The 26,268-nt window shown below is 67.1% G+C and carries 18 protein-coding genes; 13 read left to right on the top strand and 5 right to left on the bottom strand.

Annotated features, from left to right (window positions below; translation table 11 throughout):
* Window positions 1-126 precede the first annotated feature (126 nt).
* Complete coding sequence (locus tag JAO75_RS07005; RefSeq protein WP_199047817.1) at window positions 127-411, top strand: hypothetical protein; 285 nt, start codon at window positions 127-129, stop codon at window positions 409-411.
* 7 nt (window positions 412-418) lie between these two features.
* Here JAO75_RS07005 and JAO75_RS07000 read toward each other — a convergent pair whose 3' ends face one another.
* The gene (locus JAO75_RS07000) at window positions 419-1,207 is read right to left on the bottom strand and encodes a class II glutamine amidotransferase (RefSeq protein ID WP_199047815.1); all 789 of its coding nucleotides are present in this window, start codon (window positions 1,205-1,207) and stop codon (window positions 419-421) included.
* Window positions 1,208-1,381: 174 nt separating this feature from the next.
* Here JAO75_RS07000 and JAO75_RS06995 point away from each other — a divergent pair, with 174 nt between their 5' ends.
* Window positions 1,382-2,788: a sodium:proton antiporter gene (locus JAO75_RS06995; RefSeq protein ID WP_199047814.1), complete on the top strand. Its 1,407-nt coding sequence runs from the start codon at window positions 1,382-1,384 to the stop codon at window positions 2,786-2,788.
* Window positions 2,789-2,797: 9 nt separating this feature from the next.
* On the opposite strand, the gene JAO75_RS06990 is transcribed toward JAO75_RS06995, so the two are convergent.
* The 4 genes from JAO75_RS06990 to JAO75_RS06975 form a co-directional block, all read right to left on the bottom strand.
* On the bottom strand, window positions 2,798-3,892 hold the full coding sequence (locus tag JAO75_RS06990; protein WP_199048091.1) for an FAD-dependent oxidoreductase: 1,095 nt from the start codon (window positions 3,890-3,892) through the stop codon (window positions 2,798-2,800).
* A gap of 19 nt (window positions 3,893-3,911) precedes the next feature.
* Window positions 3,912-4,967, bottom strand: a complete 1,056-nt coding sequence (locus JAO75_RS06985; RefSeq protein WP_199047813.1) for a sn-glycerol-3-phosphate ABC transporter ATP-binding protein UgpC — start codon at window positions 4,965-4,967, stop codon at window positions 3,912-3,914.
* A gap of 77 nt (window positions 4,968-5,044) precedes the next feature.
* Window positions 5,045-6,487, bottom strand: a complete 1,443-nt coding sequence (locus JAO75_RS06980) for an FAD-binding oxidoreductase (RefSeq protein WP_199047812.1) — start codon at window positions 6,485-6,487, stop codon at window positions 5,045-5,047.
* Window positions 6,488-6,560: 73 nt separating this feature from the next.
* The gene (locus JAO75_RS06975) at window positions 6,561-8,171 is read right to left on the bottom strand and encodes a phosphoenolpyruvate carboxykinase (RefSeq protein WP_199047811.1); all 1,611 of its coding nucleotides are present in this window, start codon (window positions 8,169-8,171) and stop codon (window positions 6,561-6,563) included.
* Window positions 8,172-8,698: 527 nt separating this feature from the next.
* Here JAO75_RS06975 and JAO75_RS06970 point away from each other — a divergent pair.
* From JAO75_RS06970 to addA, 11 genes are all read left to right on the top strand, one after another.
* Window positions 8,699-9,397 (top strand): response regulator transcription factor, encoded by a 699-nt coding sequence (locus JAO75_RS06970; RefSeq protein ID WP_199047810.1) that lies wholly within the window; start codon window positions 8,699-8,701, stop codon window positions 9,395-9,397.
* A gap of 72 nt (window positions 9,398-9,469) precedes the next feature.
* Window positions 9,470-11,323, top strand: coding sequence for a sensor histidine kinase (locus JAO75_RS06965; protein ID WP_199047809.1), 1,854 nt, complete (start codon window positions 9,470-9,472; stop codon window positions 11,321-11,323).
* Window positions 11,320-11,775, top strand: coding sequence for an HPr kinase/phosphorylase (locus tag JAO75_RS06960; protein ID WP_199047808.1), 456 nt, complete (start codon window positions 11,320-11,322; stop codon window positions 11,773-11,775). The genes JAO75_RS06965 and JAO75_RS06960 overlap by 4 nt, the downstream gene beginning before the upstream one ends.
* Window positions 11,776-11,863: 88 nt before the next feature.
* Window positions 11,864-12,265 (top strand): PTS sugar transporter subunit IIA, encoded by a 402-nt coding sequence (locus JAO75_RS06955; protein ID WP_161721201.1) that lies wholly within the window; start codon window positions 11,864-11,866, stop codon window positions 12,263-12,265.
* A gap of 5 nt (window positions 12,266-12,270) precedes the next feature.
* Window positions 12,271-12,591, top strand: a complete 321-nt coding sequence (locus JAO75_RS06950; RefSeq protein WP_199047806.1) for an HPr family phosphocarrier protein — start codon at window positions 12,271-12,273, stop codon at window positions 12,589-12,591.
* Between the two features lie 276 nt (window positions 12,592-12,867).
* Complete coding sequence (ahcY, locus tag JAO75_RS06945; RefSeq protein WP_246742406.1) at window positions 12,868-14,268, top strand: adenosylhomocysteinase; 1,401 nt, start codon at window positions 12,868-12,870, stop codon at window positions 14,266-14,268.
* A 381-nt stretch (window positions 14,269-14,649) separates the two neighbouring features.
* Entirely contained in the window at window positions 14,650-17,217 is a 2,568-nt protein-coding gene (locus tag JAO75_RS06940) for a sensor histidine kinase (protein ID WP_246742414.1), read from the top strand.
* A gap of 8 nt (window positions 17,218-17,225) precedes the next feature.
* Window positions 17,226-18,812, top strand: a complete 1,587-nt coding sequence (gene tsaE / locus JAO75_RS06935; RefSeq protein ID WP_199047802.1) for a tRNA (adenosine(37)-N6)-threonylcarbamoyltransferase complex ATPase subunit type 1 TsaE — start codon at window positions 17,226-17,228, stop codon at window positions 18,810-18,812.
* Between the two features lie 9 nt (window positions 18,813-18,821).
* The gene (locus JAO75_RS06930) at window positions 18,822-19,556 is read left to right on the top strand and encodes a nucleotidyltransferase family protein (RefSeq protein ID WP_199047799.1); all 735 of its coding nucleotides are present in this window, start codon (window positions 18,822-18,824) and stop codon (window positions 19,554-19,556) included.
* Between the two features lie 10 nt (window positions 19,557-19,566).
* The gene (addB, locus tag JAO75_RS06925; RefSeq protein WP_199047797.1) at window positions 19,567-22,734 is read left to right on the top strand and encodes a double-strand break repair protein AddB; all 3,168 of its coding nucleotides are present in this window, start codon (window positions 19,567-19,569) and stop codon (window positions 22,732-22,734) included.
* Window positions 22,731-26,168, top strand: a complete 3,438-nt coding sequence (gene addA, locus JAO75_RS06920; protein ID WP_199047795.1) for a double-strand break repair helicase AddA — start codon at window positions 22,731-22,733, stop codon at window positions 26,166-26,168. The genes addB and addA overlap by 4 nt, the downstream gene beginning before the upstream one ends.
* Window positions 26,169-26,268 lie beyond the last annotated feature (100 nt).

The following is a 26,268-nucleotide window of genomic DNA, read 5'->3' as shown; positions in this document are numbered from 1 at the left end:
CCGTCCGATGCTTTCTTCTTGAATGAGAGCATCGTGCGGACCCAGCGGGCCGCCAACGATCGGTTAAGACCTCGCCCCTAGGATCGCGCTCCCGCAACACCCCATCGACTCTGTGAGGAGCCGTCCATGAGTGATGAAGCAGGCAGCGTCGCCGTCCGCCTCTGGCGCGACCGGGCGCAGCTGCGCGAGGAGGAGCGCAACGACGCCCAGGTCCGCCTTCGCATTGCCCTGGAGAAGGTGGCGATCCTCATGGCTGAGACCGAACGGCTCGAGGCCGAGAATGCGCGCCTGCGCGCCCTTCAGGCGCCGGACGAGAGCATCATTCAGGCAGAGACTGACCTGCAGATGGAAGCGCTCAGAGGCGCGCTCCAGTCGCTGATTGCCCAGCCCTCGGGCCGGCTCAACGCCTGAAGACCGCTCAGGCCGCCAGGCGGCTCATGGCCTCGTTGAGGCATTCGACCGCGATGATGCCGTCCTTCGCAACGAGGCTGCAGCCCTTGGGCACCTCGCGCCAGCCCTTGGTCTTGTCGTCGATGGGCTCGGAGACGATCAGCAGGTTGCCATTGTCCTCGCGGAAATACAGGGTCGGCGGCTTGGCATCGCAGGACCAGCGATAGGCCCAGAGGTTCTCGCCGTCCGTGAAGGCGGCGGTGAAGCGCAGGGGCTCCTCGATGCCGGCCTCGGTCATCAGGCCGCGCACGGTCTTGAGCGTCCTGGCCATGGCCGTCACGGGCTCCTCCGCCAGGCCGTTGGCGAGCGCCATGAGGAAAATCGCCTCCGAATCCGTGGTGCCGAGGCGCCGGTCGTAGAGCTCGTCCGGGATCAGGGATTCGAGACGCCGCTTGATGCGCCCATAGCCGCCGATCTGACCGTTATGCATGAACAGGTAGCGGCCATGGGTGAAGGGATGGCAGTTCGCCCGCGTGGTTGAGGTGCCCGTGGAGGCGCGCACATGGGCGAAGAAGAGCTTGGAGCGCACCTGCTCGCACAGGCTGCGCAGGTTCTCGTCGGACCAGGCGGGGCGCACCTCCCGGTAGACGCCGGGCTCCGGGCGTTCCCCGTACCAGCCGATGCCGAACCCGTCGCCGTTCGTCCCGGTCTTGGCCTCGACCGCGTGCAGCGACTGGTGCACCAGCGAATGGGCCGGGGCGCAGACGAGTTCGTCGAGGAAGATCGGCTCCCCCCGGTAGGCGAGAAAGCGGCACATCGGTCAAAAAATCCCAGCACGGCAAGGCTTTGTAACGATGTTGTACTATCTTTGACTTATGGTGAACAGCCGGTTAACGGCCCTGCCGTTGCGGCCTCGAATCCCTTCCCTTAAAAGCTGCTCTCAATCGTTGAAGAACGGGCCGGTCGAACCGGCCCGTGGGGACCCACACGCATGCTCCGCCCTCTGACCGTGGTGCTCGCCGCCATCCCGATTCTCATGCCGCAGGCGGCCTTCGCGGCGGAGTTCGACGGGGCGAGCCTCGGCCTCGCCTGGGCCCTGCCCTTCGCGGGCATCCTCCTGTCCATCGCCCTGTTCCCCTTGCTGGCCCTGCACTTCTGGGAGCATCACCAGGGCAAGATCGCGGCCGTCTGGGGCCTGCTGGTGCTGGTTCCCATGGCGCTGGCCTTCGGGCCGATGGCAGCGATCCACGCGCTGGCCCACACGGCGCTGCTGGAATACATCCCGTTCATCCTGCTCCTGCTCGCCCTGTTCACGGTGGCGGGCGGCATTCTCGTGCGCGGCAACATCCATGGCGCGCCGGGCACCAACACGATCCTGCTCGGCATCGGCACGGTGCTGGCGAGCTTCATCGGCACCACCGGCGCCTCCATGGTGATGATCCGCCCGGTGATGCGCGCCAACGACGACCGGCGGCACAACGTGCACGTGATCGTGTTCTTCATCTTCCTGGTGTCGAATATCGGCGGTTCGCTCACGCCGCTCGGCGATCCGCCGCTCTTCCTCGGCTTCCTGCGCGGCGTCGACTTCTTCTGGACGACCACGCACCTGTTCATGGAAACCCTGGTGGCAGCAGGCCTTCTGCTCGCCCTGTTCTTCATGGTCGATCTGGCGATCTACCGCCGGGAAGGCCGCGTGCGGCCGGATCCGACTCCCGACAATCCGGTGCGCGTCGTGGGCGGCTTCAACTTCTTTCTGATCTTCATCATCATCGCGGCGATCCTCATGAGCGCCACCACGGATCTGGGGCGCGTCACCGTGCTCGGCACGGAGGTCGAGCTGGCGAATGCCCTGCGCGACCTCATCATGGTGGCCGTCACGGTCATCTCGCTGAAAGTGACCCCGAAGGCGAACCGGATCGAGAACGGCTTCTCCTGGGGGCCGATCAAGGAAGTGGCGAAGCTCTTCGCCGGCATCTTCATCGCCATCATTCCCGTGCTCGCCATGCTGCGGGCCGGCGCCGACGGCGCCTTCGCGCCGCTCGTGGCGCTCGTGTCGAACCCGGACGGCAGCCCCGACAACGCCGCCTATTTCTGGCTCACCGGCGGCCTGTCGTCGTTCCTCGATAACGCTCCGACCTATCTGGTGTTCTTCGAACTCGGCGGCGGCAACCCGCAGCAGCTGATGACGGCAGGCGCCATGACGTTGGCTGCGATCTCGGCGGGCGCCGTGTTCATGGGCGCCAACTCCTATATCGGCAACGCGCCCAACTTCATGGTCTATGCCATTGCCCGCGAAGGCGGCGTGAAGATGCCGAGCTTCTTCGGCTACCTGCTCTGGTCGGGCGCCATCCTGATCCCGACCTTCCTGCTGATCACGCTGCTGTTCTTCAGGGGGTGACGCTAGTGCCTAGGCGCCCAGCCTCTCCGCCACATCCTCAGCGATGGACAGGCACGAGGTCAGCCCCGGGCTCTCGATGCCGAAGAGGTGGACGAGCCCGGGGAGCCCATGCTCCGCCGGGTCGTCGATCATGAAGTCGGCGGCTTTCTCGCCCGGTCCGGTGAGCTTCGGGCGGATGCCGGAATAGTCGGGAACAAGCGCACCGTCCGGCAGGCCCGGCCAGTAGCGGCGGATGGAGGCATAGAAGCTCTCCGCCCGCTGAGGATCGACCTCGTATTCCTCCCTGTCGACCCATTCCACGTCCGGCCCAAAGCGCATGCGCCCGGCGAGATCCAGCGTCACGTGAGTGCCGAGGCCGCCGTCGACGGGCGCCGGATAGATCAGGCGCGAGAAGGCAGGCTTGCCGAGGCAGCCGAAATAGTTGCCCTTGGCCAGCACGAGCGGCGGCACGCGCTGCATCGGATAGTCCTCGGTCGCGCGGGCGAGCGCCTGCGCACCAAGGCCCGCCGCGTTGATCACGGCGTCGACCGTAATCTCGGTCGGCTCCGCGCCACCCACATGCACGTTCCAGCCCGCGCCGCTGCGTGCGATGCGCTCGACCGGCGCATGGAAGGCGATGGCGCCGCCCGCATCCTCCAGATCGCCCTGGAGCGCGAGCATCAGCGCATGGCTGTCGACGATGCCGGTCTCGACCGACAGCACCGCGCCGGTGCAGGAGAGGTTCGGCTCGAGCGCCCGCGCCTCTTTGCCCGTGAGGTAGGAGAGGCCCTCGACGCCGTTCGCCAGCCCCTGTTCGTAGATGCCCTCGATCTTGGCCTGTTCGAGATCGTTCGTGGCGACGATGAGCTTGCCACATTGGGCATGCGGCACCCCATGGCTTTCGCAGAAGGCGTAGAGCAGGCGGCGCCCCTCGACGCAGTGGCGGGCCCGGAGCGAACCTGAGGGATAATACATGCCGGCATGGATCACCTCGCTGTTGCGCGAGGAGACGCCGTTGCCGATGCCGCCGGTGGATTCCGCCACGATCACGCTGTGCCCGCGCAGGCCGAGCGCGCGCGCAACGGCGAGGCCCACCACACCGGCTCCGATCACCAGAACGTCGATAGCTGCCTCCTGTTGCGGATCAGAGGCGCTGGCCGGTCCGATCGTCGAAGAGATGCACGAGCTTCGGGTCCGGGGCGATGCGGATCTGCTGGCCGGGCTTGGCATCGACCCGCTCACGGAACACGCCGACCACATCCGTGCCGGCGAGCTTCGCGAAGACCTGGGTTTCCGATCCGGTGGGTTCGACGACGGAAACTTCCGCCGGCAGGCCGTTGGTGTCGTCGAGCATGAAGTGCTCCGGCCGGATGCCGTAGACGACCGGCTGCCCGTCCGAGGCAGCCGGCGCATGGCCGAGCGGCAGGACGGTGCCGTCCTGCGCCACGAAGCGGCCACCCTGCAGATGGCCTTTCAGGAAATTCATGGCGGGCGAACCGATGAAGCCTGCCACGAAGAGATTGGCCGGCCGGTCGTAGAGCTCGAGCGGCGCACCGATCTGCTCGACCACGCCGTCGTGCATCACCACGATCTTGTCGGCCATGGTCATGGCCTCGATCTGGTCGTGGGTGACGTAGATCGTGGTGGTCTTGAGCCGCTGGTGCAGGGCCTTGATCTCCGTGCGCATGGCCACGCGCAGCTTGGCGTCGAGGTTGGAGAGCGGCTCGTCGAAGAGGAACACCTGCGGATCGCGCACGATGGCGCGGCCCATGGCAACGCGCTGGCGCTGGCCGCCTGAGAGCTGGCGCGGAAAGCGGTCGAGGAGCTTGGTCAGCCCGAGGATATCGGCCGCGCGGTCGACCCGCTGCTTGATCTCGGCCTTCGACGCGCCTTTCAGCTTGAGGGAGAAGCCCATGTTGTCCGCTACCGTCATGTGCGGATAGAGCGCGTAGTTCTGGAACACCATGGCGATGTCGCGCTCTTTGGGCGGCACGTCATTGACCACCCGCGGGCCGATGCGCAGCTCGCCGCCGGAGATGTTCTCCAGCCCGGCGATCATGCGCAGCAAGGTGGACTTGCCGCAGCCGGAAGGCCCGACGAGGGTGACGAACTCCCCGTCCTCGATGTCGAAGGACACGCCCTGGATGACCGACACGGGGCCGAAGTTCTTCTGGATGTTGCGAATCTCGACCGAGGCCACGGGGCTTCCTTCTCTATCGTCGTTGTCCGGCGCTCTTCAGGCCTGGCCGCGCCATCCTAGGCATGGGCATGAGCGGGTCAAGGCAGGGAGGGCGGCAATTCGGATTCGAGCGCCAGGACCTTGCCGGGGTTGAGGATGTTTTTCGGATCGAGCGTTCGTTTGAGCGTCCGCATCAGGTCGAGGGCCACCGGATCCTTGTACAGCACCAGCTCGTCGCGCTTGATGAGGCCGACCCCATGCTCGGCGGAGATCGAGCCGTTCATCGCGTGCACGATGTCGTGGACGATGCGGTTGAACCGCTCCCATTGGGCGAGAAACGCTGCCTTTTCCATGGCGACCGGCTGGCTCAGGTTGAAGTGGATGTTGCCGTCGCCGAAATGCCCGAAGGCGCAGACGCGCACGCCGGGCAGCGCGGCCTCGCAGGCCTGTGTTGCGGTGACGATGAAATCCGCCACCTTCGAGACCGGCACGGCGACATCGTGCTTGATCGACCCGCCCTCGAACCTCTGCACGTGGGCCAGGCTTTCGCGCAGATGCCAGAGCGCATCGTTCTGAGTCTCGCTCGCCGCAATGGCGGCATCCTCGACGATGCCTGCCTCCAGAGCCTCGCCCAGGACCCGTTCGAGCCGCTCGCGCAGGTCGATCTCGGGATCGGGCGACGACAGTTCGATCAGGGCATAAGCCTCGTGCTCGCCCGCCAGCGGAGGAACGGCGCCGGCCGCGTGCTTGAGCACGATCTGAAGCGCGAAGCGCGGCATGAACTCGAAGGCCGTCAGCTGATCGCCCGCGCGCCGGCGAAAGGCGTCGAAGAGATCGAGCGCCGCATGGGGCGACGGGCAGCCGATGAAGGCCACCGTGCGGCTCTTCGGGCGCGGAAACAGCTTCAGCACCGCCGCCGTGACGATGCCCAGCGTTCCCTCCGACCCGACGAAGAGGTTCTTCAGGTCGTAGCCCGTGTTGTCCTTGCGCAGGCCTTTCAGCCCGTTCCAGACACGCCCGTCGGCGAGCACGACCTCGAGCCCGAGAACGAGGTCGCGGGTATTTCCGTAGCGCAGCACGTTCAAGCCGCCAGCATTGGTGGCGATGTTGCCGCCGATCCGGCACGACCCCCCGGAAGCGAGCGACAGGGGAAACAGGCAATCGGCCTTCTCGGCCTCGTCCTGCACGGTCTTGAGAATGCAGCCGGCCTCGACCGTGATGGTAGCGTTGAACGGATCGACCTCACGGATGCGGTCGAGGCGCGCGAGCGACAGGACCAGCCCCGAGTGCGGCACGCCGCCGCCCACGAGGCCCGTGTTGCCGCCCTGCGGCACGATGGGGACACCGGCCCTCGCGCATTCGCGGACGACGAAGGCCACCTCTTCCGTGCTGCCGGGGCGGACGACCGCCAGGGCGGTGCCGCGATAGAGCTTCCGCTCCTCGACGAGATAGCCTTCCATGGAAGCGGCATCGCGGATGACATGCTGGCTGCCCAGGCGGGTGGACAGGAGATCCAGCAGTTCGGGATCGGCGTCGGTCATCGGAAGCACCAAACGGAAAAGGCGGCCATCGGCCGCCTTTTACACGTTTTCAGGGGAGAGATAACCTTATCTCTCAGGCCGCGATCGAGGTCTGCGGCGCGGCCGAGCGGACATCCGAGTCCACGTGAGCCTCGAAGCGCTTGAAGTTCTCGTTGAACATGTCGATGAGGCGCTTGGCGGTCTCGGCGAACTCCGCCTTGTTCTGCCAGGTTTTCACCGGGTACAGGATGTGCGGCTCGACGCCGGGCACCGAGGTCGGCACCGCGAAGCCGAAATACGGGTCACGGCGGAAATCGGCGCGGGAGAGCGAGCCGTCGAGCGCTGCCGTGAGCAGGCGGCGGGTGACGCGGATCGGCATGCGCCGGCCCACCCCGTACTTGCCGCCGGTCCAGCCCGTGTTCACGAGCCAGCAATCCACGTGGTGCTTGGCGATCAGATCGCGCAGCAGGTTGCCGTACACCGACGGATGGCGCGGCATGAACGGCGCGCCGAAGCAGGTGGAGAAGGTGGCCTCCGGGTCCTTCACGCCCTTCTCGGTGCCGGCCACCTTGGCGGTGTAGCCGGAGAGGAAGTGGTACATGGCCTCGGCCGGCGTCAGCTTCGCGATGGGGGGCAGCACGCCGAAGGCGTCGCAGGTGAGCATCACGATGTTCTTCGGAATGCCGGCGCGGCCCGTGGCGCTCGCGTTGGGGATGAAGTCGAGCGGATAGGCGCAGCGCGTGTTCTCCGTGCGCGACGCATCATCGAAATTGGGAACGCGGGTGACCGGATCGACGATCACGTTCTCCAGCACTGTGCCGAAGCGCTCGGTGGTGGCGAAGATCTCGGGCTCGGCCTCGCGGGAGAGGCGGATGGTCTTGGCGTAGCACCCGCCCTCGAAGTTGAAGACGCCGTTCGGGGCCCAGCCGTGCTCGTCGTCGCCGAGCAGAATGCGGTTCGGATCGTTGGACAGCGTGGTCTTGCCGGTGCCCGAGAGGCCGAAGAACACGGCCACGTCGCCCTCCTTGCCCACATTGGCGGAGCAGTGCATGGGCATGACGTTCTGCGAGGGCAGCACGTAGTTGAGATAGGTGAAGACCGACTTCTTCATCTCGCCCGCATAGGACGTGCCGCCGATGAGCACGATCTTGCGCTTGAAGTCGCAGGCGATGACGGTTTCCGTGCGGCAGCCGTGGCGGGCGGGATCGGCCTTGAAGGACGGCAGGTCGATGATGGTGAGGCCGGGCACGTAATCGGCGAGCTCGCCCTGCTCGGGGCGGATCAGGAGATTGCGGATGAAGAGGGAGTGCCAGGCGAATTCCGTGAAGACGCGGGCCTTGACCCGGTAGGCCGGATCGGCGCCGCCGTAGAGGTCCTGGGCGAACAGCTCCTTGCCCTCGGCATGGGCGAGGAAGTCCTCCAGCAGGGTGTCGAAATGGCCCGGCGTGATGGAGCCGTTGTTGTCCCACCAGACGGTGCTTTCGGTGGTGTCGTCGCGCACCACGAACTTGTCCTTGGGCGAGCGGCCCGTGTGGATGCCGGTTTCGGCCAGGAGCGCGCCGCCCTTCACGAGCTTGGTCTCAGCCCTCGTCAGGGACTGCTCGTAGAGTGCGGGCGCCTCGAGATTCCAGTAAACCCGTTTGAGATTGCGGAGGCCAAAGGCCTCAGCGCCCTGCGCGCTGTTGAAGACGCCGATATTTTCCACGGAAGATGTCTCCTGATCGCCAGTCGCCGCGCAGCCGATTGTGCCGCCGTCCGATGGCCGTCACATGGGGGTGGTCAAACAATGCGGCCGAAACTTTGCCGTCTCGCCTGAACATAGAACCTTCTTTAGGTCAGCTGACGTGACCGTCAACTCAAGCCGTTTCATTGCATTCTATTTTTGCCAGAACCAGACGCCTGACAGCCCCATTTTCGCGAATTCTCGGGCTTTTGGGGAGTTCTTTCGTATGATTGACACCCTGCCCGAGCGGAAACCCGGCCTTTCCGCCCCTGAAGCAGCGCTCCGCGCCGGGACCGCGTAGGAAACCTGTCCGATCCGCCCTGCGCCGCTCATCCCCGGTTGCAGCGGCTCTTCCTAGACCCCACTATCAGGACCTCCCTGGTCATCGCCTGGGGGAAAACCATATTTATGCCACGAGAAAGGCGCAGTTGGGGACGTTTTAGGGCCTTCTGCGTTGTTACACGGGGCAAAAAGCCGACATTCGTCCGTGCCAAGCTAAGGAAGAGTTCATGCCAACGATCGCCCTTGTCGATGACGATCGCAACATCCTGACCTCTGTTTCCATCGCCCTCGAGGCGGAGGGCTACCGAATCCAGACCTATACGGATGGAGCGTCCGCCCTGGACGGGCTGAAGCACGCACCCCCGGACCTGGCCATCTTCGACATCAAGATGCCGCGCATGGACGGCATGGAGCTGCTGCGCCGCCTGCGGCAGAAATCGGACCTTCCCGTGATCTTCCTGACCTCGAAGGACGAGGAGATCGACGAATTGTTCGGCCTCAAGATGGGCGCCGACGACTTCATCCGGAAGCCGTTCTCCCAGCGTCTCCTGGTCGAGCGCGTGAAGGCGGTGCTGCGCCGCTTCGCACCCAAGGACCAGAGCACCCCCAAGGAGGCCGACCCGAAGGCCCTGGAGCGCGGCCAGCTCAAGATGGACCCGGAGCGCCACGCCTGCACCTGGAAGGGCGAGCCGGTGACCCTGACCGTGACGGAATTCCTCATCCTGCAGGCGCTCGCCACCCGCCCCGGAGTGGTGAAAAGCCGCAACGCGCTCATGGATGCGGCCTATGACGATCAGGTCTATGTGGACGACCGGACCATCGACAGCCACATCAAGCGCCTGCGCAAGAAGTTCAAGTCGGTTGACCAGAGTTTCGAAATGATCGAGACCCTCTACGGCGTGGGCTACCGCTTCAAGGAAGCCTGACGCCGAAAGCGCGAGCAACCTGAAAACAGCATGCTCCGGTTCATCCGATCGGGCCGTGCGTAAGCGAGTGGCATGAAGGCTGACCCCATCCACGCCGAGGCGGGATTCGACGATCCGCCCGCTCCTCAGAGCGCCCTGGGGCGCCTGAGGCAGTTCGGCCGCATGCTCGTGCAGCGCGCCTCGTCGAGCCTGACGCGCCGGATCGTCATGCTCAACCTGGCCGGCCTCGTGGCCCTGCTCGTGGGTTTCCTCTACCTCAACCAGTTCCGCGAGGGCCTCATCGAGGCCCGGGTGCAGAGCCTGCTCACCCAGGGCGAGATCATCGCCGGGGCGATTGCCAGCTCGGCCACGGTCGAGACCAACACCATCACCCTCGATCCCGAGCAGCTCCTGCAGATGCAGGCCGGCGAGACCGAGCGGTTCGGCGACGAGTCCTTTCCGGCGCTCGAATTCTCCATCAATCCCGAGCGCGTCGCGCCGCTCCTGCGCCGGCTGGTGACGCCGACCGAGACCCGCGCCCGCATCTTTGATCGGGAAGGCATTCTGCTCCTCGATTCCCGGTCGTTCTACTCGCGCGGCGACATCCTGCGCATGGACATTCCTCCCGTGGCCAACGTGGAGGACACCATGACGGCCGTGGAGCGCACTTGGAACAGCATCCGCAAGATGTTCCGGCGCACTAAGCGGCCCGTGCAGGAGGAGGCCGGACCGATCAACGGCAAGTCCCTGCCGGAGGTGCAGCAAGCCTATGCGGGTCAGCAGGCCAGTGTGGTGCGCGTCAACGCCCGCGGCGAGACCATCGTGTCCGTGGCCGTGCCGATTCAGCGCTTCCGCACGGTTCAAGGTGCGCTCCTGCTCTCCACCCAGGAGGGCGACATCGACGCCATCATCGCGTCCGAGCGCTTCGCCCTGCTCCAGGTCTTCCTCGTGGCCGCAATGGTGATGATCGTGCTGTCGCTGTTCCTCGCCGGCGCCATCGCCGGCCCGGTCAGGCGGCTGGCGGAAGCCGCGGAGCGGGTCCGCTGGGGCACGAAATCGCGCCAGGAGATCCCCGACTTCACCGCCCGGGCCGACGAGATCGGCCACCTGTCCGGCGCCCTGCGGGACATGACCAAGGCGCTCTACAACCGCATCGACGCCATCGAGAGCTTCGCGGCCGATGTGGCGCACGAGCTGAAGAACCCGCTGACCTCCCTGCGCAGCGCGGTGGAGACCCTGCCGCTCGCCCGCAGCGACGAGTCCCGCCAGCGCCTCCTGTCGATCATCCAGCACGACGTGAAGCGCCTCGACCGGCTGATCAGCGACATCTCCGATGCCTCGCGCCTCGATGCGGAGCTCGCCCGCGCCGATGCGGAGCCCGTGGACATGGTGCGCCTGCTCGAAGCGGTGGTGTCGGTGGCCAACGAGCGCCGGCAGGAGCACGATCCGCTGATTACCCTGACGATCGAGAAGAACGAACGGGGCAGCGATGCCTTCCTGGTGCTCGGCCACGACAGCCGCCTGGGCCAGATCTTCAACAACCTGCTCGACAATGCCCGCTCCTTCTCGCCTCCCGACGAGGCGGTGAGGGTCTCGATGCGCCGGCGCCGCAACGAGGTCGAGGTCCTGGTGGAGGACAGCGGCCCCGGCATCGAGCCCGATGCGCTCGACCGGATCTTCGAGCGCTTCTACACCGATCGGCCCGAGCAGGGCTTCGGCCAGAACTCAGGGTTAGGCCTGTCCATCTCCCGCCAGATCATCGAGGCGCACCGGGGCACGATCCGGGCCGAGAACCGGCTCGGCGCCCCCGACGAGAACGGCGAGCCCCGGCGGCTCGGCGCCCGCTTCGTCATCCGCCTGCCGGTGGAAGGCGCCAAGGCCAAGAAGGAGCAGGCCCGCAAGGACAAGGCCCGCTCCAAGCGCGAACCGGAGAAGAAAGACCCTTGAGCGGCCAGGAGACGATCCACGCCGGCTGCGTGCTCATCGGCGAGGCGGGGCTCCTGATCCGGGGCGCATCGGGCTCCGGCAAGTCGACTCTCGCCCGCGAGGTGGTGTCCCGCGCGCTCCAGGCCGGCCGCTTCGGGCGCCTCGTCAGCGACGACCGGACCCGGATCGAGGCGCGGCACGGCCGTCTCGTCGCCTCTCCGGTCCAGCCGCTGGGCGGATGCATCGAGGTCTTCGGCCTCGGAATCGTCCGGCAATCGTACGAACCCGCCGCCATCGTCCGGCTGGTGATCGATCTGTGCGAGGATGTCGCCCGCTATCCGGACGACCGGGACCGGCACGTTACCCTGTGCGGCGTCATGGTCCCTCGCATCCGCATGCAGGCCGGGGCAATCTCGGCGGAGATCGCCCTGGGCGGCCTGAGTGGTGTTTGCGACACGGTCGTGACACTGTGATGAACTTTTGCTCTCATTGCTCTTGCGCTCCGCTTCGCGGTGCACAAAATAGCGGCTCCGCTCTCGGAGCGTTCGGACCTGTAACACTATGATTGGAATGGTGCTCGTCACCCACGGGCAGCTCGCGACGGAATTCAAGGCAGCGCTCGAGCATGTGGTGGGACCCCAAGAGCAGCTTGAAACGATCACGATCGGCCCCGACGACGATATGGAAACACGGCGCAAGGACATCATGGATGCCGTGTGCCGGGTCAATTCGGGCCAGGGGGTTGTCGTTCTGACCGACATGTTCGGAGGCACTCCCTCGAACCTGGCCCTGTCCTGCATGAATGGCGGCTCCGTCGAAGTGGTGGCCGGCATCAACCTGCCCATGCTCATCAAGCTCGCCAGCGTACGCGACGAGGAACCCCTGGCCGATGCGGTGTCCCACGCACAGGAGGCGGGGCGCAAATACATCAACATCGCCTCGCGCGTTCTCTCGGGAAAGTAACCAGCATGGACCGGCTCAGCGACGAGGATTGCCCCCCTGCTCCTGTGCCCGACGGGGCCGAGGTCCGTGAGCTGCCCATCATCAACCGCCGCGGTCTTCATGCCCGCGCCTCCGCCAAGTTCGTCCAGACCGTCGAGCGCTTCGACGCCGACGTGACCGTGACCCGCTGCGGCGAGACCGTGGGCGGACGCTCTATCATGGGCCTCCTCACCCTCGCGGCCGCCCAGGGCACCACCATCACCGTCACGGCCAAGGGGACCGATGCGACAGCCTGCCTCCAGGCCATCGACGCTCTCCTCGCCAACAGGTTCGGCGAGGACGAGTAGGCTCCAAGACGCTTTCTCAGTCCGAAGCACTCTGCGCCACCCCCTGCTCCACCCGTCATCACCGGCCTTGTGCCGGCGATCCCGATTGATCGAGGCACGGGGTTTCTCCGTATCGGGATGGCCGGGACAGGCCCGGCCATGACGGGAAGGTTGCTGGAGCTGGCTCAGCCCTCCGCAAAACATATAAAGACATCTTTATATCTTGATTGCCTCTGCCGCGCCTCTCTGGTAGAGACGGCGCCAATTCACTCGGAACGGATGCAAAGAGAGGCCATCATGGCACAGGATTACATCGTCAAAGACATCGGCTTGGCCGAGTTCGGCCGCAAGGAAATCTCCATCGCCGAGACCGAGATGCCGGGCCTCATGGCCGTGCGCGAGGAATACGGCGCGAAGCAGCCGCTCAAGGGCGCCCGCATCGCCGGCTCGCTCCACATGACCATCCAGACCGCGGTGCTGATCGAGACCCTGAAGGCTCTCGGCGCCGACATCCGCTGGGTGTCGTGCAACATCTACTCCACCCAGGACCACGCCGCCGCCGCCATCGCGGCCGCGGGGATTCCGGTCTTCGCCTACAAGGGCGAGACCCTGGCGGAGTACTGGGACTACACCGCGAAGCTGTTCGACTGGCACGACGGCGGCATGCCGAACATGATCCTCGACGACGGCGGCGACGCCACCATGCTGGTGCATCTCGGCCTGCGCGCCGAGCAGGGCGACACCGCCTTCCTCGACAAGCCGGGCTCCGAGGAAGAGGAAGTGTTCTTCGCGCTCATCAAGCGCCTGCTCAACGAGAAGCCGAAGGGCTGGTTCGCAGGCCTCGCCGAGTCGATCAAGGGCGTGTCGGAAGAGACCACCACGGGCGTGCACCGCCTCTACATCATGGAGAAGGAGGGCAAGCTCCTCTTCCCGGCGATCAACGTCAACGACTCGGTCACCAAGTCGAAGTTCGACAACCTCTACGGCTGCCGCGAGTCGCTCGTCGACGGCATCCGCCGCGGCACGGACGTGATGATGGCCGGCAAGGTCGCCATGGTGGCGGGCTTCGGCGACGTGGGCAAGGGCTCGGCCGCCTCATTGCGCCAGGCCGGCTGCCGCGTGCTGGTGTCGGAAGTCGACCCGATCTGCGCGCTCCAGGCCGCCATGGAAGGCTATGAGGTCACGACGATGGAAGACGCGGCTCCCCGCGCCGACATCTTCGTCACCGCCACCGGCAACAAGGACGTCATCACCCTCGACCACATGCGGGCGATGAAGGACCGGGCGATCGTCTGCAACATCGGCCACTTCGACAACGAGATCCAGGTCGCGGGCCTCAAGAACCTCAAGTGGAACAACGTGAAGCCGCAGGTGGACGAGATCGAGTTCCCCGACGGGCACCGCATCATCCTGCTGTCCGAAGGCCGCCTTGTGAACCTGGGCAACGCCATGGGCCACCCGTCCTTCGTGATGTCGGCGTCCTTCACCAACCAGACGCTCGCCCAGATCGAGCTCTTCGCCAACCAGGGCAAGTACGAGCGCAAGGTCTACACCCTGCCCAAGCACCTGGACGAGAAGGTCGCCGCCCTGCATCTCGAAAAGATCGGCGTGAAGCTCACCAAGCTGCGCCCCGATCAGGCCTCCTATATCGGCGTGTCGGAGAAGGGCCCGTTCAAGCCGGATCACTACCGCTACTGATCGGCCAACCCGCCGAGACACGAAAAGCCCGGCTCCGCCGGGCTTTTTTTCTTGGGGCGCACGATGTGCAAGCGATGGATCGAGCACCGAATCGACAAAGTGCCGCACCGGCACGTGTGTGACCCGATTGCAATATGGTTCGACCAATTGCGCACAGGTTCTCCAAAGGAAGTTTAAGTGGGTGTTAACCCTCTTCCTGGCGGAGTCGACGGTGGTCTAGAGTGAACGCGAATCGACCGGCTGCGCTTCGGCATCGAACCTGCGCCGGCAGTTCCGTTCATGCGGAGACGGTTGACCTCGGCGGCGTTGGACAGCGCAGCCGGGGATCGATCCAGCTTGGCCCGGTTGTCGGGCCGCCAGCAAGGGAAGGGCAGCAACGGCATGGCCGGGCACGGGGAGCGTCACGACAGCAGCCAGGATGGGAGAGGCCGTCTCGTCGGCCTGGCCCACGTGCCTCTGTCCCTGATGCTGCTCGCCGGCACCTCCAAGGCGGCGCTCGCCAACGACCTGCTGCATCCGCTGTCCGAAAAAGCCTCCGATCTCCTCGGCTTCCTGCACAGCTTCGACCTGCACAACACCGTTTATCTCAGCCTGTCCATGGGGCTCGTCGCGACGACGACCGTCGTGTCCCTCCTGTTCAGGCAGGAACGCAAGCGCGCCGCCCGGGTGGAATGGGCCCTGCGCAACGAGCTCGACGCCCTGCGGGGCGCCGACGATCTGGCGGCTCTCCTCATGGGCTCCGAGCGCCAGCTGCTCGTCAGCTGGAACGGACGCGACGGGGAACCGCGCTTTCAGGGCGATCCGTCCATCATCGGCGAGAACGCCCCGGCCCAGCGGGCGCTCGCCTTCGGCACCTGGCTCGCCCCGGCCGACGCGGCCGCCGTGGAGAGCTCCCTTGAGCAGCTCAAGGACCGGGGACAGGTCTTCCGCCTGACCGCGCGGGGCCTCGGCAACCGCTTCATCGACGTGGAAGGCCGCACCATCGGCGGCCGGGCGATCCTGCGCCTGCGGGACGTGACCGGAGACCGGTCCGAACTCCTGAAGGTCCAGGGCCAGCTCGCGACCGCGCGCAGCGACCTGCGCTCCATGACGATGCTGCTCGACGACGTCGCCTATCCGCTCTGGATCCGCGATTCGGACGACAAGCTGCTCTGGGCGAACCAGGCCTATCTGCGGTCGGTCGAGGCCCGCGACCTCGACGATGCCATCGGCCGCTCCCTCGAGCTGCTCAGCGCACCCACCCGCGATGAGACACGGCGCAAGCGCCAGACCGGCGCCACCTATTCCGGCCGCGTGACCGCCGTGGTGGCCGGTCACCGGGCGGTTCTCGACGTGATCGAACGCCCCACCGCCGGCGGCAGCGCAGGCATCGCGGTCGACGTGTCGGAGCTGGAGGCGGTGCGCACCGATCTGCAGCGCCAGATGGACGCCCATGTGCGCACCCTCGACCAGCTGCCGACCGCGGTGGCGATCTTCGACGGCGCGCAGAACCTCCTCTTCAGCAACGCCGCCTATCAGCAGCTCTGGGGCCTCGACGCGGCGTTTCTTGCCTCGCGCCCGACGGACAGCGAGGTGCTCGACAGGCTGCGTGCGGGCCGCAAGCTTCCCGAGCAGGCGGATTTCCGCGCCTGGAAGGCCGACTTCCTGCAGGGCTACCGCTCCGTGGAGCAGCAGGAGACCTGGTGGCACCTGCCCGACCGGCGCACGCTGCGCGTGGTCATCAATCCGAACCCGCAGGGCGGCGTGACCTATCTCTTCGACGACGTGAGCGAACGCTTCGAGCTCGCCTCGCAGGTCCACTCGCTCACCCGCGTGCAGAGCGAGACCCTCGACACCCTGAAGGAGGGCGTTGCGGTGTTCGGCTCGGACGGCCGCCTCAAGCTGCACAACCGCGCCTTTGCCGACATGTGGAATCTCGCGGCCGAAATGACGGCGGCGAACCCGCATATCGACACGGTGATCAAGGCCTGCCGTCCGCTGGCGCCGCGCGACGAGCCCTGGATCGACATCCGCGGCGCCGTGGCGGGCCTCGCCGACATGCGCATGGGCCTCACCTGCCGCATCGAGCGGCACGACGGGTCGGCGCTCGACTGCACGGCGCAGCCCCTGCCCGACGGCGCGACGTTGCTCAGCTTCACCGACGTGACCGCGAGCGTGAACGTGGAGCGCGCCCTCACCGAGCGCAACGACGCCCTGGAGCGCGCCTCGCGCCTGCGCGACGAATTCGTGCATCACGTGTCCTACGAGCTGCGCTCGCCGCTCACCAACATCATCGGCTTCACGCAGCTTCTCGGCGACGAGACGGTGGGCGCGCTCAATCCGCGCCAGCGCGATTACGCCGATCACATCATGCGCTCCTCGGCGGCGCTGCTGGCGATCCTCAACGACATTCTCGATCTCGCCTCCATCGACACGGGCTCACTCGAACTGTCTCCTGAGATCGTCGACATCCGCTCCACCATCGAGGCCGCCATGCGGGGCCTCGAGGATCGTCTCGCCGAGTCCTCGCTGAACCTCGTCATCGACGCGCCGGACGACATCGGCACGTTCGTCGCCGACGGCAAGCGCGTGCGCCAGATCCTGTTCAACCTGCTGTCCAACGCGGTCGGCTTCTCCTCCCCCGGCCAGACCATCCGGGTCTCGGCGCGCAAGCGCGGCGGCGAAGTGATCTTCGAGGTGAAGGACCAGGGCCGCGGCATCCCGCCGGAGATCAAGGCCAAGATCTTCGAGCGCTTCGAGAGCCACACGCTCGGCACACGCCATCGCGGCGTGGGGCTGGGCCTGTCCATCGTGCGCTCCTTCGTGGAGCTGCATGGCGGGCGCATCGACATTTCGTCCGCACCGGGCCAGGGCACCACGGTGACCTGCATCTTCCCGAACGAGCGGCATGAGGCCCCGTCCGATGGCCGATCCGCGCAATCTGCGCTAACTCCCATCGCAGCCGAGTAGGAACAGCGATGGTGAATGGACCGGCCCTCATGCCCGAGCAGGACCTTTTGCAGGCCGCATGGATCGTAACGCTTCCCGACCATGAGGCGACGGAGCGCTTCGCCAAAATCCTGGCCGAGGAGCTCAGGCCCGGCGATCTCGTGACCCTCTCGGGCGGCCTCGGGGCCGGCAAGACCACGCTCGCCCGCGCCCTCGTGCGCATCCTGGCCGGCGATCCGGAGCTGGAAGTCCCGAGCCCCACCTTCACCCTGATGCAGGTCTATGACGGCCCGCGCAGCCCCATCGTCCACGCGGATTTCTACCGCCTCTCCGGCGGCTACGAGCTGGTGGAGCTGGGCTGGGACGAGACGACCGAGAACGCGATCTCCCTCGTGGAGTGGCCGGAGCGCGCCGAGGATGCGCTGAAGCCCGAGCATCTCGACATCCGCCTCGACTTCGCCCCCGGCGGCCAGGGCAAGGGCCGGCTCGTCATGCTCACCGGCACAGGCGCCTTCGCGTCGCGGCTCCAGCGCATGAAGGCCTACCGCAACCTCGTGGAGCGCTGCGGCTGGGGCGATGCCAGGCGCCAGCCCATGCCGGGCGACGCCTCGGTGATCCGCTCCTACGAGCGCCTCGTGAAGCCCGACGGCTCGACCGCGCTCCTGATGATCTCGCCGCCGCGGCCCGTCGGCCCCGCCGTGCGGCGCGGCAAGCCCTACACCACCATCGCCAAGCTTGCCGAGACGGTGAATGCCTTCGTCGCCATGGACAAGGGCCTGCGGGCCCTCGGCTTCAGCGCGCCCTACATATACGGCGAGGACCTGGAGGCGGGCCTTCTCCTCATCGAGGATCTCGGCGCCGAGCCCGTCGCCGACCAGAATGGCCCGATCCCGGAGCGCTATGCGGAGGCCACCCGCGTTCTCGCCCAGCTCCACGGCCAGACCCTGCCGCAGGTGCTGCCCGTCACGGACGGCATCGACCACACGATCCCGGCTTACGACCTGGAGGCTCTCCTCATCGAGGTGGAACTGCTGCTCGACTGGTACGTGCCGCACATCATCGGCACGCAGCTTTCGGGCTCCGCCCGGGCGGAGTTCGTCAATCTCTGGACCGAGACCCTGGGCGAGGTTCTCTCCGCGCCCGTCAGCTGGACCCTGCGCGACTACCATTCGCCGAACCTGATCTGGCTGCCGGGGCGCGAAGGCCTGCAGCGCGTCGGCATGATCGACTTCCAGGACGCGGTGCTGGGCTCGCCCGCCTACGACGTCGCCTCGCTGCTGCAGGATGCGCGCGTGACCGTGCCGCCGGAGCTGGAACTCAAGCTCATCGGCCTCTATGCCCGCGACCGCAGGGCCGTCGATCCAAGCTTCGACGTGTCGGCCTTCGCCCGCGCCTATGCCATCATGGCGGGCCAGCGCGCCACCAAGATCCTCGGCATCTTCGCCCGCCTCGACCGGCGGGACGGCAAGCCGCACTACCTCAAGCACCTGCCGCGGATCGAATCCTACCTCGTCCGCAACCTCGCCCATCCGGCCCTGGGGAAGCTCAAGGGCTGGTACGAGACCTATCTGCCGCGGCTCATTCCGCCCGCGGACGAAGCCCCTCCCGAATCCTGAGCCAGATCCTTGCCCCAGACCTCGCCGCGCGCACCCCATACAGCCATCGTTCTCGCCGCAGGTCTGGGCAAGCGCATGCTGCCGATCACGGCCACCATGCCGAAGCCGCTGGTCAAGGTGGCGGGCCGGAGCCTGATCGACTTCGCCCTCGACAAGCTGCACGAGGCAGGAATCGGCACGGTGGTGGTGAACGTTCACCATTTCGCCGACATGCTGGAGGCGCATCTGCGTACGCGCGAGACGCCCCGCATCGTGATCTCGGACGAACGCGCCGAGCTTCTCGAAACGGGCGGAGGCGTGAAGAAGGCGCTGCCGCTGTTAGGGACCGAGCCCTTCATCACCTTCAATTCCGACTCGCTCTGGATCGAAGGCAAAGAGCCGAATCTGCTACGCTTGGTGCAGGCCTGGGACCCGGACAGGATGGACATCCTGATGCTCGTGGCGCCGTTATCCACAAGCATCGGTTTCGAGGGACGCGGCGATTTTCACCAGGATCCCGACGGCCGCCTGCGCCGCCGCGGAACCGACGACAGCGCCCCGTTCGCCTACGCGGGTGTGGCCATCGTGAAGCCGGAACTCGTCCACGGCACGCCGGACGGAGCGTTCTCCGCCAACGCCTTCTACGACCGCGCCATCGCAAAGGAGCGCCTCTACGGCTTGTGCCTGGAGGGGCAGTGGCTGCATGTTGGAGAGCCGCAGGCCATTGCCGAGGCCGAACGATGCCTCGCCGCCAGCAAGCGATGAGGTCCAAGGAGTGTCGAGCGTACCGCGCGTTTTCTCAATTCCTCCGGGTTGCGCCTTCCTGCCGACCCTGGTGGATGCGCTGTTCGACGGCCGCCTCGTCGGCGCCCTCCCCGATGATCCCGCGGCCCTTGCCGACATCACGATCTACGTTCCCAACCGCCGTGCCACCCGGGCGCTGATCGCGCTGCTGGCCGAGCGCGGCGACGGCCGGGCGCAGCTCCTGCCGCGCATCGTGCCGCTCGGCGAAACCGACGAGGCCGAATTCGAGCTGACCGGCCTTGAGGGCACGCCGCTGCAGGAGGCCGCGAGCCTGAAGCCCCCGATCCCGCCCCTGGAGCGCCGCCTCATCCTCACGCGCCTCGTGCAGCGCTGGTCGGCGGAAGTGGACCGGGCGCTGCTGCAGATCGGCCCCGAGGTGCCCTTCATGGTGCCGGCCTCGCCGGCCGATGCGGTGAACCTCGCGGGCGATCTCGAGACCCTGATGGATGCCTTCACCACCGAGGGCATCGACTGGCACGCCCTGGAACTCGCGGTGGATGCCGACTACTCGAAATATTTCGAGATCACCCGTCACTTCGTGCAGATCGCAAGCGAGAACTGGCCGAAGATCTTGGGTGAGCGGCAGGCGAGCGACCCGGCACAGCGGCGTAACGCCCTGTTGGAGGCGGAAGCGAAGCGTCTCACCCGCGAACGTCCGGAGCATCCGATCGTCGTTGCCGGCTCGACAGGTTCGGTGCCGGCCACCGCGAACCTGATGGGCGTGATCGCGCGGCTCCCGAAGGGCGCCATCGTGCTGCCCGGCCTCGACACGGATCTCGACGAGGAGAGCTGGGCGACCATCGGCGGACACGGAGACGACGAGAGCGATCCGGTGCACAGCCACCCACAGGCCTCGCTCCGCCGCCTTCTCGACAAGCACCTGCGCCTGCCGCGCTCCGCCGTCACCGTGCTGGGCGACGTGCCGGAATCGGCCAGAGCCCGCAATCATCTGCTCTCGGAAGGCCTGCGCCCAGCCGACACCACGGATCGCTGGTCGCTGATCTCGTCAGAGGAGCGCGTCGCCCTGAGCCGCAGCGGCTGCGAGGGCCTCGCCATCGTCGAGGCGGCGGACGAGCGCGAAGAAGCGCTATCCATCGCCATCGCATTGCGCGAAACCATCGCACATCCGGGACAAACGGCCGCCCTCGTCACGCCCGACCGCGCGCTCGCCGCGCGGGTGACGGCGGAACTCGCCCGCTGGGGCCTGAGCGTCGAGGACTCCGCCGGCATTCCCCTCTCCGACACGCCCGCCGGGCGCCTCGCGCGGCTGGCCGCCGAAGCGGCGGCCGATGACCTGAGGCCCGTGCGACTGCTCGCGCTCCTGGCGCATCCGCTGGTGCGTCTGGGCCTTGCGCGTGAAACCGTGGAGCACGCGGCAAGCGTGCTCGAAATCGGGGTGCTGCGCGGGCCTGCGCCGGCGCTCGGCATCGACGGCATCCGCGCGGCGCTCGCCAGCCGCCGCGCCGAGAACGACCGGCGCGCGCCGCGCCCGCGCAAACGCCTGACGGAGGCCGAGTGGAACCTCGCCGACGAACTGCTGCAACGACTCGGCGTCGCCTTCGATGCCTTCACGCCCGCCATTCACGGCGAGGGCAAGCTCGACCTCATGGCCCTGGTGGAGCATCATCGCCGGGCCGTCGAGCTGCTCTGGGCCGGTCCCGAGGATGGCCCGGAGGAGCAGGAGGACGCGTCCTCCAAGGAGGCGCTCGCGGCGCTCTTCGACGACCTGGAACACTCGGACATCCGCGAGGAGGAAGGCCATCCGCTTACAGGCCGCTTTGTCGATTACCCCACCTTCTTCACGGCGCTCGCCAAGCAGCGCAGTTTAAGCCCCTCGCCGCGCTCGACTCATCGCCGCCTGAAGATCCTCGGCCTTCTCGAAGCGCGCCTGTTGTCCGTCGACCGCGTGGTGCTCGGCGGGCTGGACGAGGGCACCTGGCCGCCGCGCACCGTGACGGACGCGTTCCTCAACCGGCCCATGCGCTCGCGCGTCGGTCTGATGCCGCCGGAGCGGCGCATCGGCCAGACCGCGCACGACTTCGTGCAGGCGCTCGGCACCCATGACGTGGTCATCACCCGCGCGCAGAAGCGCGACGGCTCGCCCATGGTGCCCTCGCGCTTCCTGCAGCGCCTGAAGGCGTTCACCGGCAAGGACACCTGGGAGCGCATGACGAAGGCGGGCGAATATTACCGCCGCCTTGCGCGCACCCTCGACACGCCTGAGCCCGCGCCGCCGCTGCCGCGCCCGAAGCCCAGGCCCGATCCGGCGCTCTTCCCGCGTTCCTTGAGCGTCACGGAAATTGAGACGCTGGTGCGCGACCCCTACTCGATCTTCGCCCGCCACGTCCTCAAGCTCGATGCGCTCGACGCCATCGCGGTGACGCCAAGCGCGGCCGAACGCGGCACGATCATCCACGACGTGGTCGGGACCTTCGCAGAGAAATACCCGAAGGCGATTCCCGCCCACGCGCTGGAGGAACTGCTCACCCTCGGCACGGACGCCTTCGCCGACATCGCGGAGGCCTATCCCGAACTTTATGCCGAGTGGTGGCCGCGCTTCACGCGGCTCGCCACCGAGTTCGTGGTGTGGGAGCAGGCGCGCCGCGCCTCCCTCGTCGAGGTCTATGCGGAGCGCTCCGGCTCCCTGTCGATCCCGCTGCCGGACGGTTCGGTGTTCACCTTGCGCGCCCGCGCCGACCGCATCGAGCACCGCCGCGACGGCGGCTTCGCGATCATCGACTTCAAGACCGGCCAGCCGCCGGGCATACGCGAAGTATATGCCGGCTTCTCGCCGCAGCTGACGCTGGAAGCCATGATGCTGATGAAGGGCGCCTTCAAGGGCCTGCCCAAGGCGAAGGATACGCCGGATCTCATCTACGTGCATACGACCGGCGGACGCACGCCGCTCGATCCGCGCGAGATCAAGCCCGGACGCGGAGAGGAGCGCTCCGTCCCGGAGATCGTCGAGGAGCATCGCCGCCGCTTCGAGGGCATGATCGTGCGTTTCGCCAAGGGCGAGGCGGCATACGTGTCGCGGCCCTTCCCGAAATACGCGCGCCGCTTCTCCGAATACGACCATCTGGCCCGCGTGAAGGAATGGTCGCTGGCGAGCGCCGGCGGAGGCGAGGGATCCGAATGAGCACCGATCTCGTCATTCCGGACTACACCAAGGACGCGCAGCGCCGCGCCGCCAACCCGCGCGCCTCCGCTTGGGTGTCGGCCAATGCGGGCGCCGGCAAAACCAAGGTGCTCACGGATCGCGTCGTGCGGCTGCTGCTCGCAGGCTCGCTGCCGGGCCGCATCCTGTGCCTCACCTTCACCAAGGCGGCCGCCGCCAACATGGCGATCCGCGTCTTCGAGCGCTTGGGTCGCTGGGTGACGCTCGACGACGAGAGCCTCGTCAAGGAACTGACGGAACTCGAGGGCGAGAAGCCGACGCGTAAACAGGTGAAGCTCGCGCGCACGCTCTTCGCCCGCGCGGTGGAAACGCCGGGCGGATTGAAGATCGACACCATCCACGCCTTCTGCGAACGGCTGCTGCATCTCGTGCCCTTCGAGGCGAACGTGCCGGCGCGCTTCGCCGTGCTCGACGAGAGCCAGACCGACGAGATGCTGGCGCAGGCCACCGCCAACGTGATGGCCGACGCGGCAAGCGGCAACTTCCCGGCACTGGCCGAGGCCCTCGACATCATCAGCGTCGATGCAGTGGGCGATGCGCTGGCCTCCGCTATCAACGCGGCCCTGAAGTGCAAGGCGTTCCTGCACGATCCCACAGGTCCTATGCGACTGCGCAAGGAACTCGGATTGGGTGCAGACGAGACGCTCGAATCCATCGAGCGTACCATGCTGGAGGGCGGCATCGGACCGGGTGAATGGGCTGCCATCGCGCAGGAATTGCTGCAGGGCAAGGCCACCGATCAGGAGCGCGCTGCCTCCTTCATCGCCGCGGCCGAGGCCCAGGATTCGGACGAGAAGCTCAAGCACTACCTTGCGGTCTTCCTGAAGGAATCCGATTGGACGCCACGGGCGGAATCGCGCCTCGTCACGAAATCCGTCGATCCTGCCCTGAAGCAGCGTCTTCTCGACGAGCAGGGCCGGATCTGGACTCTCATCGACAAGCGCAGGGCGGCGCGCGCCGCTGAACGCACGACGGCGCTGTTCACGCTCGCGGCCGAAATTCATACCCGCGTCGAGCAGGCGAAGATGCGCCTCGGCGCCCTCGACTTCCAGGACCTCATCGACAAGACCCTGGCGCTGCTCTCCCGCGGCGACACCGCCTGGGTGCTCTACAAACTCGATCGCGGCATCGACCACGTGCTCATCGACGAGGCGCAGGACACGAACCCGGAGCAATGGGAGATCCTGCGCAAGATCACGGAGGATTTCACCGCGGGCGCCGGTGCGGCGGGCGGACGCGTACGCACGCTCTTTGCGGTGGGCGATCCCAAGCAGTCGATCTACGGCTTCCAGGGCGCAGCCCCGCAGGAATTCGAGACGACCCGCCGCAGCTGGTCGCAGAAGGTGCGCGAAGCGGAGCTCGCCTTCGAGGACGTGTCGCTCACCATGTCGTTCCGCTCAGGCAAGGCGGTGCTCTCGGCCGTGGACGCGACGTTTGCGGTCGACCGGCACTTCAAGGGCCTGTCCTTCGAAGACAAGGCGGTCGGGACGGTGCACGAGAGCGCGCGTCCGCATGCGCCGGGCCTCGTGGAGCTGTGGCCCGTCGAGGCCCCGGCCGAGGAGGAGGAACCCGAGGCCTGGGTGCTGCCCATCGACGAGCCCGAACAGCAATCCCCGCCGGTCGTGGTGGCGCGGCGCATCGCGCAGGCCGTGAAATGCTGGACCACCAAGGGCGACGAGATGGGCCGCCTGTGGAAGGCCGGCGACGTTCTCGTGCTGGTGCGAAAGCGCGGCGCGGCCTTCGAGGCGGTGATCCGCGCACTGAAAGAGGCGGGCGTTCCGGTGGCGGGCGCGGACCGTCTCAACATCGGCGAGCACATCGCCGTGCTCGATCTCGTGGCGGCGGGCCGCGCAGCTCTGCTGCCCGACGACGACCTCACGCTCGCAACAGCGTTGAAATCGCCGCTCGTGGGGCTCAACGACGACGATCTCATTCGCATTGTGGCCGACCGCCCGGACGAGGAATCGCTTTACGCGGCGCTGACGCGCCACGCGGCAACAGGCGATGCCAAGGCGAGGCGCGGATGCGAGGCACTCAGCGCATGGCGCGAGCTCGCCCGCATCCACGGCCCCTTCGGCTTCTTCGCCACCCTGCTCGGGCCGCGCGGCGGGCGCTCGCTGCTCGTGGCGCGGCTGGGGAGCGAGGCGGGCGATGCCATCGACGCTTTCCTGTGCTTCGCGCATCAGTCGGAGATGACGGAGACGCCCTCGCTCGCCTATTTCATCAGCCGGTTCGAGTCCGCCGATCACACGATCAAGCGCGACCTCGATTCCGTGAACGACGAAGTGCGCGTGATGACCGTGCACGGGGCGAAAGGCCTGGAAGCGCCCGTCGTGGTGCTCATCGACGGCTGCGAGGTGCTGGGCCGCGATCCGCCGCTGCTGCAGCTGCTGACGAAGTCGGGCGACAAGATCCCCGTCTGGGCTCCGGGCAAGAACTCCGATTCCGGCGTGATGGCGCAGGCCCGCGAGATCCTGCACGCCAAGGGTCACGAGGAGCACAACCGCCTGCTCTATGTGGCCATGACCCGCGCCAAGGACCGGCTGGTGATTGCCCCCTACCTCACGGGCAGGAAGGAATCGCCGCAGGAGGCCTGGTGCGAGATGATCCGCCATGGCCTCGTCGAGAAGGCCGGCGGCCTGGAGCGCGACGAGGCGCCCTACGGCCCGATCTCCGTCTGGCGCGAGGGCTCGCCGCTGGCCCGCACGCTCGCGGCCGAATCGGATGTCGCGCCCCTCGATCCCATCGCCGTGCCGGACTGGCTGACCACGGCGGCGACACCGGAGCCCGAGCCCCTGCCGCCGATCCGCCCGTCGAGCGCGCTCGGCGCCGCCGACCGCATGACGCGTCCCGGCGACGGGCCCTATGCCCCCGAGGCGCGCTTACGCGGCACACTGGTCCATGCCCTGCTGGAGCGACTGCCGGCCTTGGGCCCGGAGCACCGGGAGAGCATGGCGCGCTCCTACGTGAAGGCCCGCGCGCCGCGTCTGGCAGGCGAGCTGCGGGAATCGATCCTGGCCAACGCCCTAGGCGTCCTCGACCACCCGGACCTGAAGCCCCTGTTCGGCAGGAACTCGCGGGCCGAGGCGCCCATTGCCGGGCGGGTGATGACGGATCAGGGCGGGATCATGGTCTCGGGCCAGATCGACCGCCTCGCCGTTCTGGACGAGGAGGTGCTGGTGGCCGACTTCAAGACCACCGCGCGGGCGCCGAAACCGGGCCAGCCGCCTCCGGCGTCCTATGTGGCCCAGCTTGCCCTCTACCGAACGCTGCTCGCCGAGATCTATCCGGGGAGGCGCATCCGCACCTTCCTGGTCTGGACCGCCGGGCCGGTGATCCAGGAGCTCATGGAACCGGACCTGGAATCGGCACTTACCCTCATCAAAGCGGCGTGAGGGCCGGCGCCCTTGCTTGATTCCCTCAAGCGCGGTTCTTACCTTGGCCCTATAGCCGAGCGGCTTGAGAGACCGAGTCGCGCTTTTACAGTTCAAAGGT

The organism is Microvirga splendida (genome assembly GCF_016427565.1).
In the GTDB taxonomy this organism is placed as follows: domain Bacteria; phylum Pseudomonadota; class Alphaproteobacteria; order Rhizobiales; family Beijerinckiaceae; genus Microvirga; species Microvirga splendida.
This window is presented reverse-complemented; position numbering and strand designations above follow the sequence as displayed.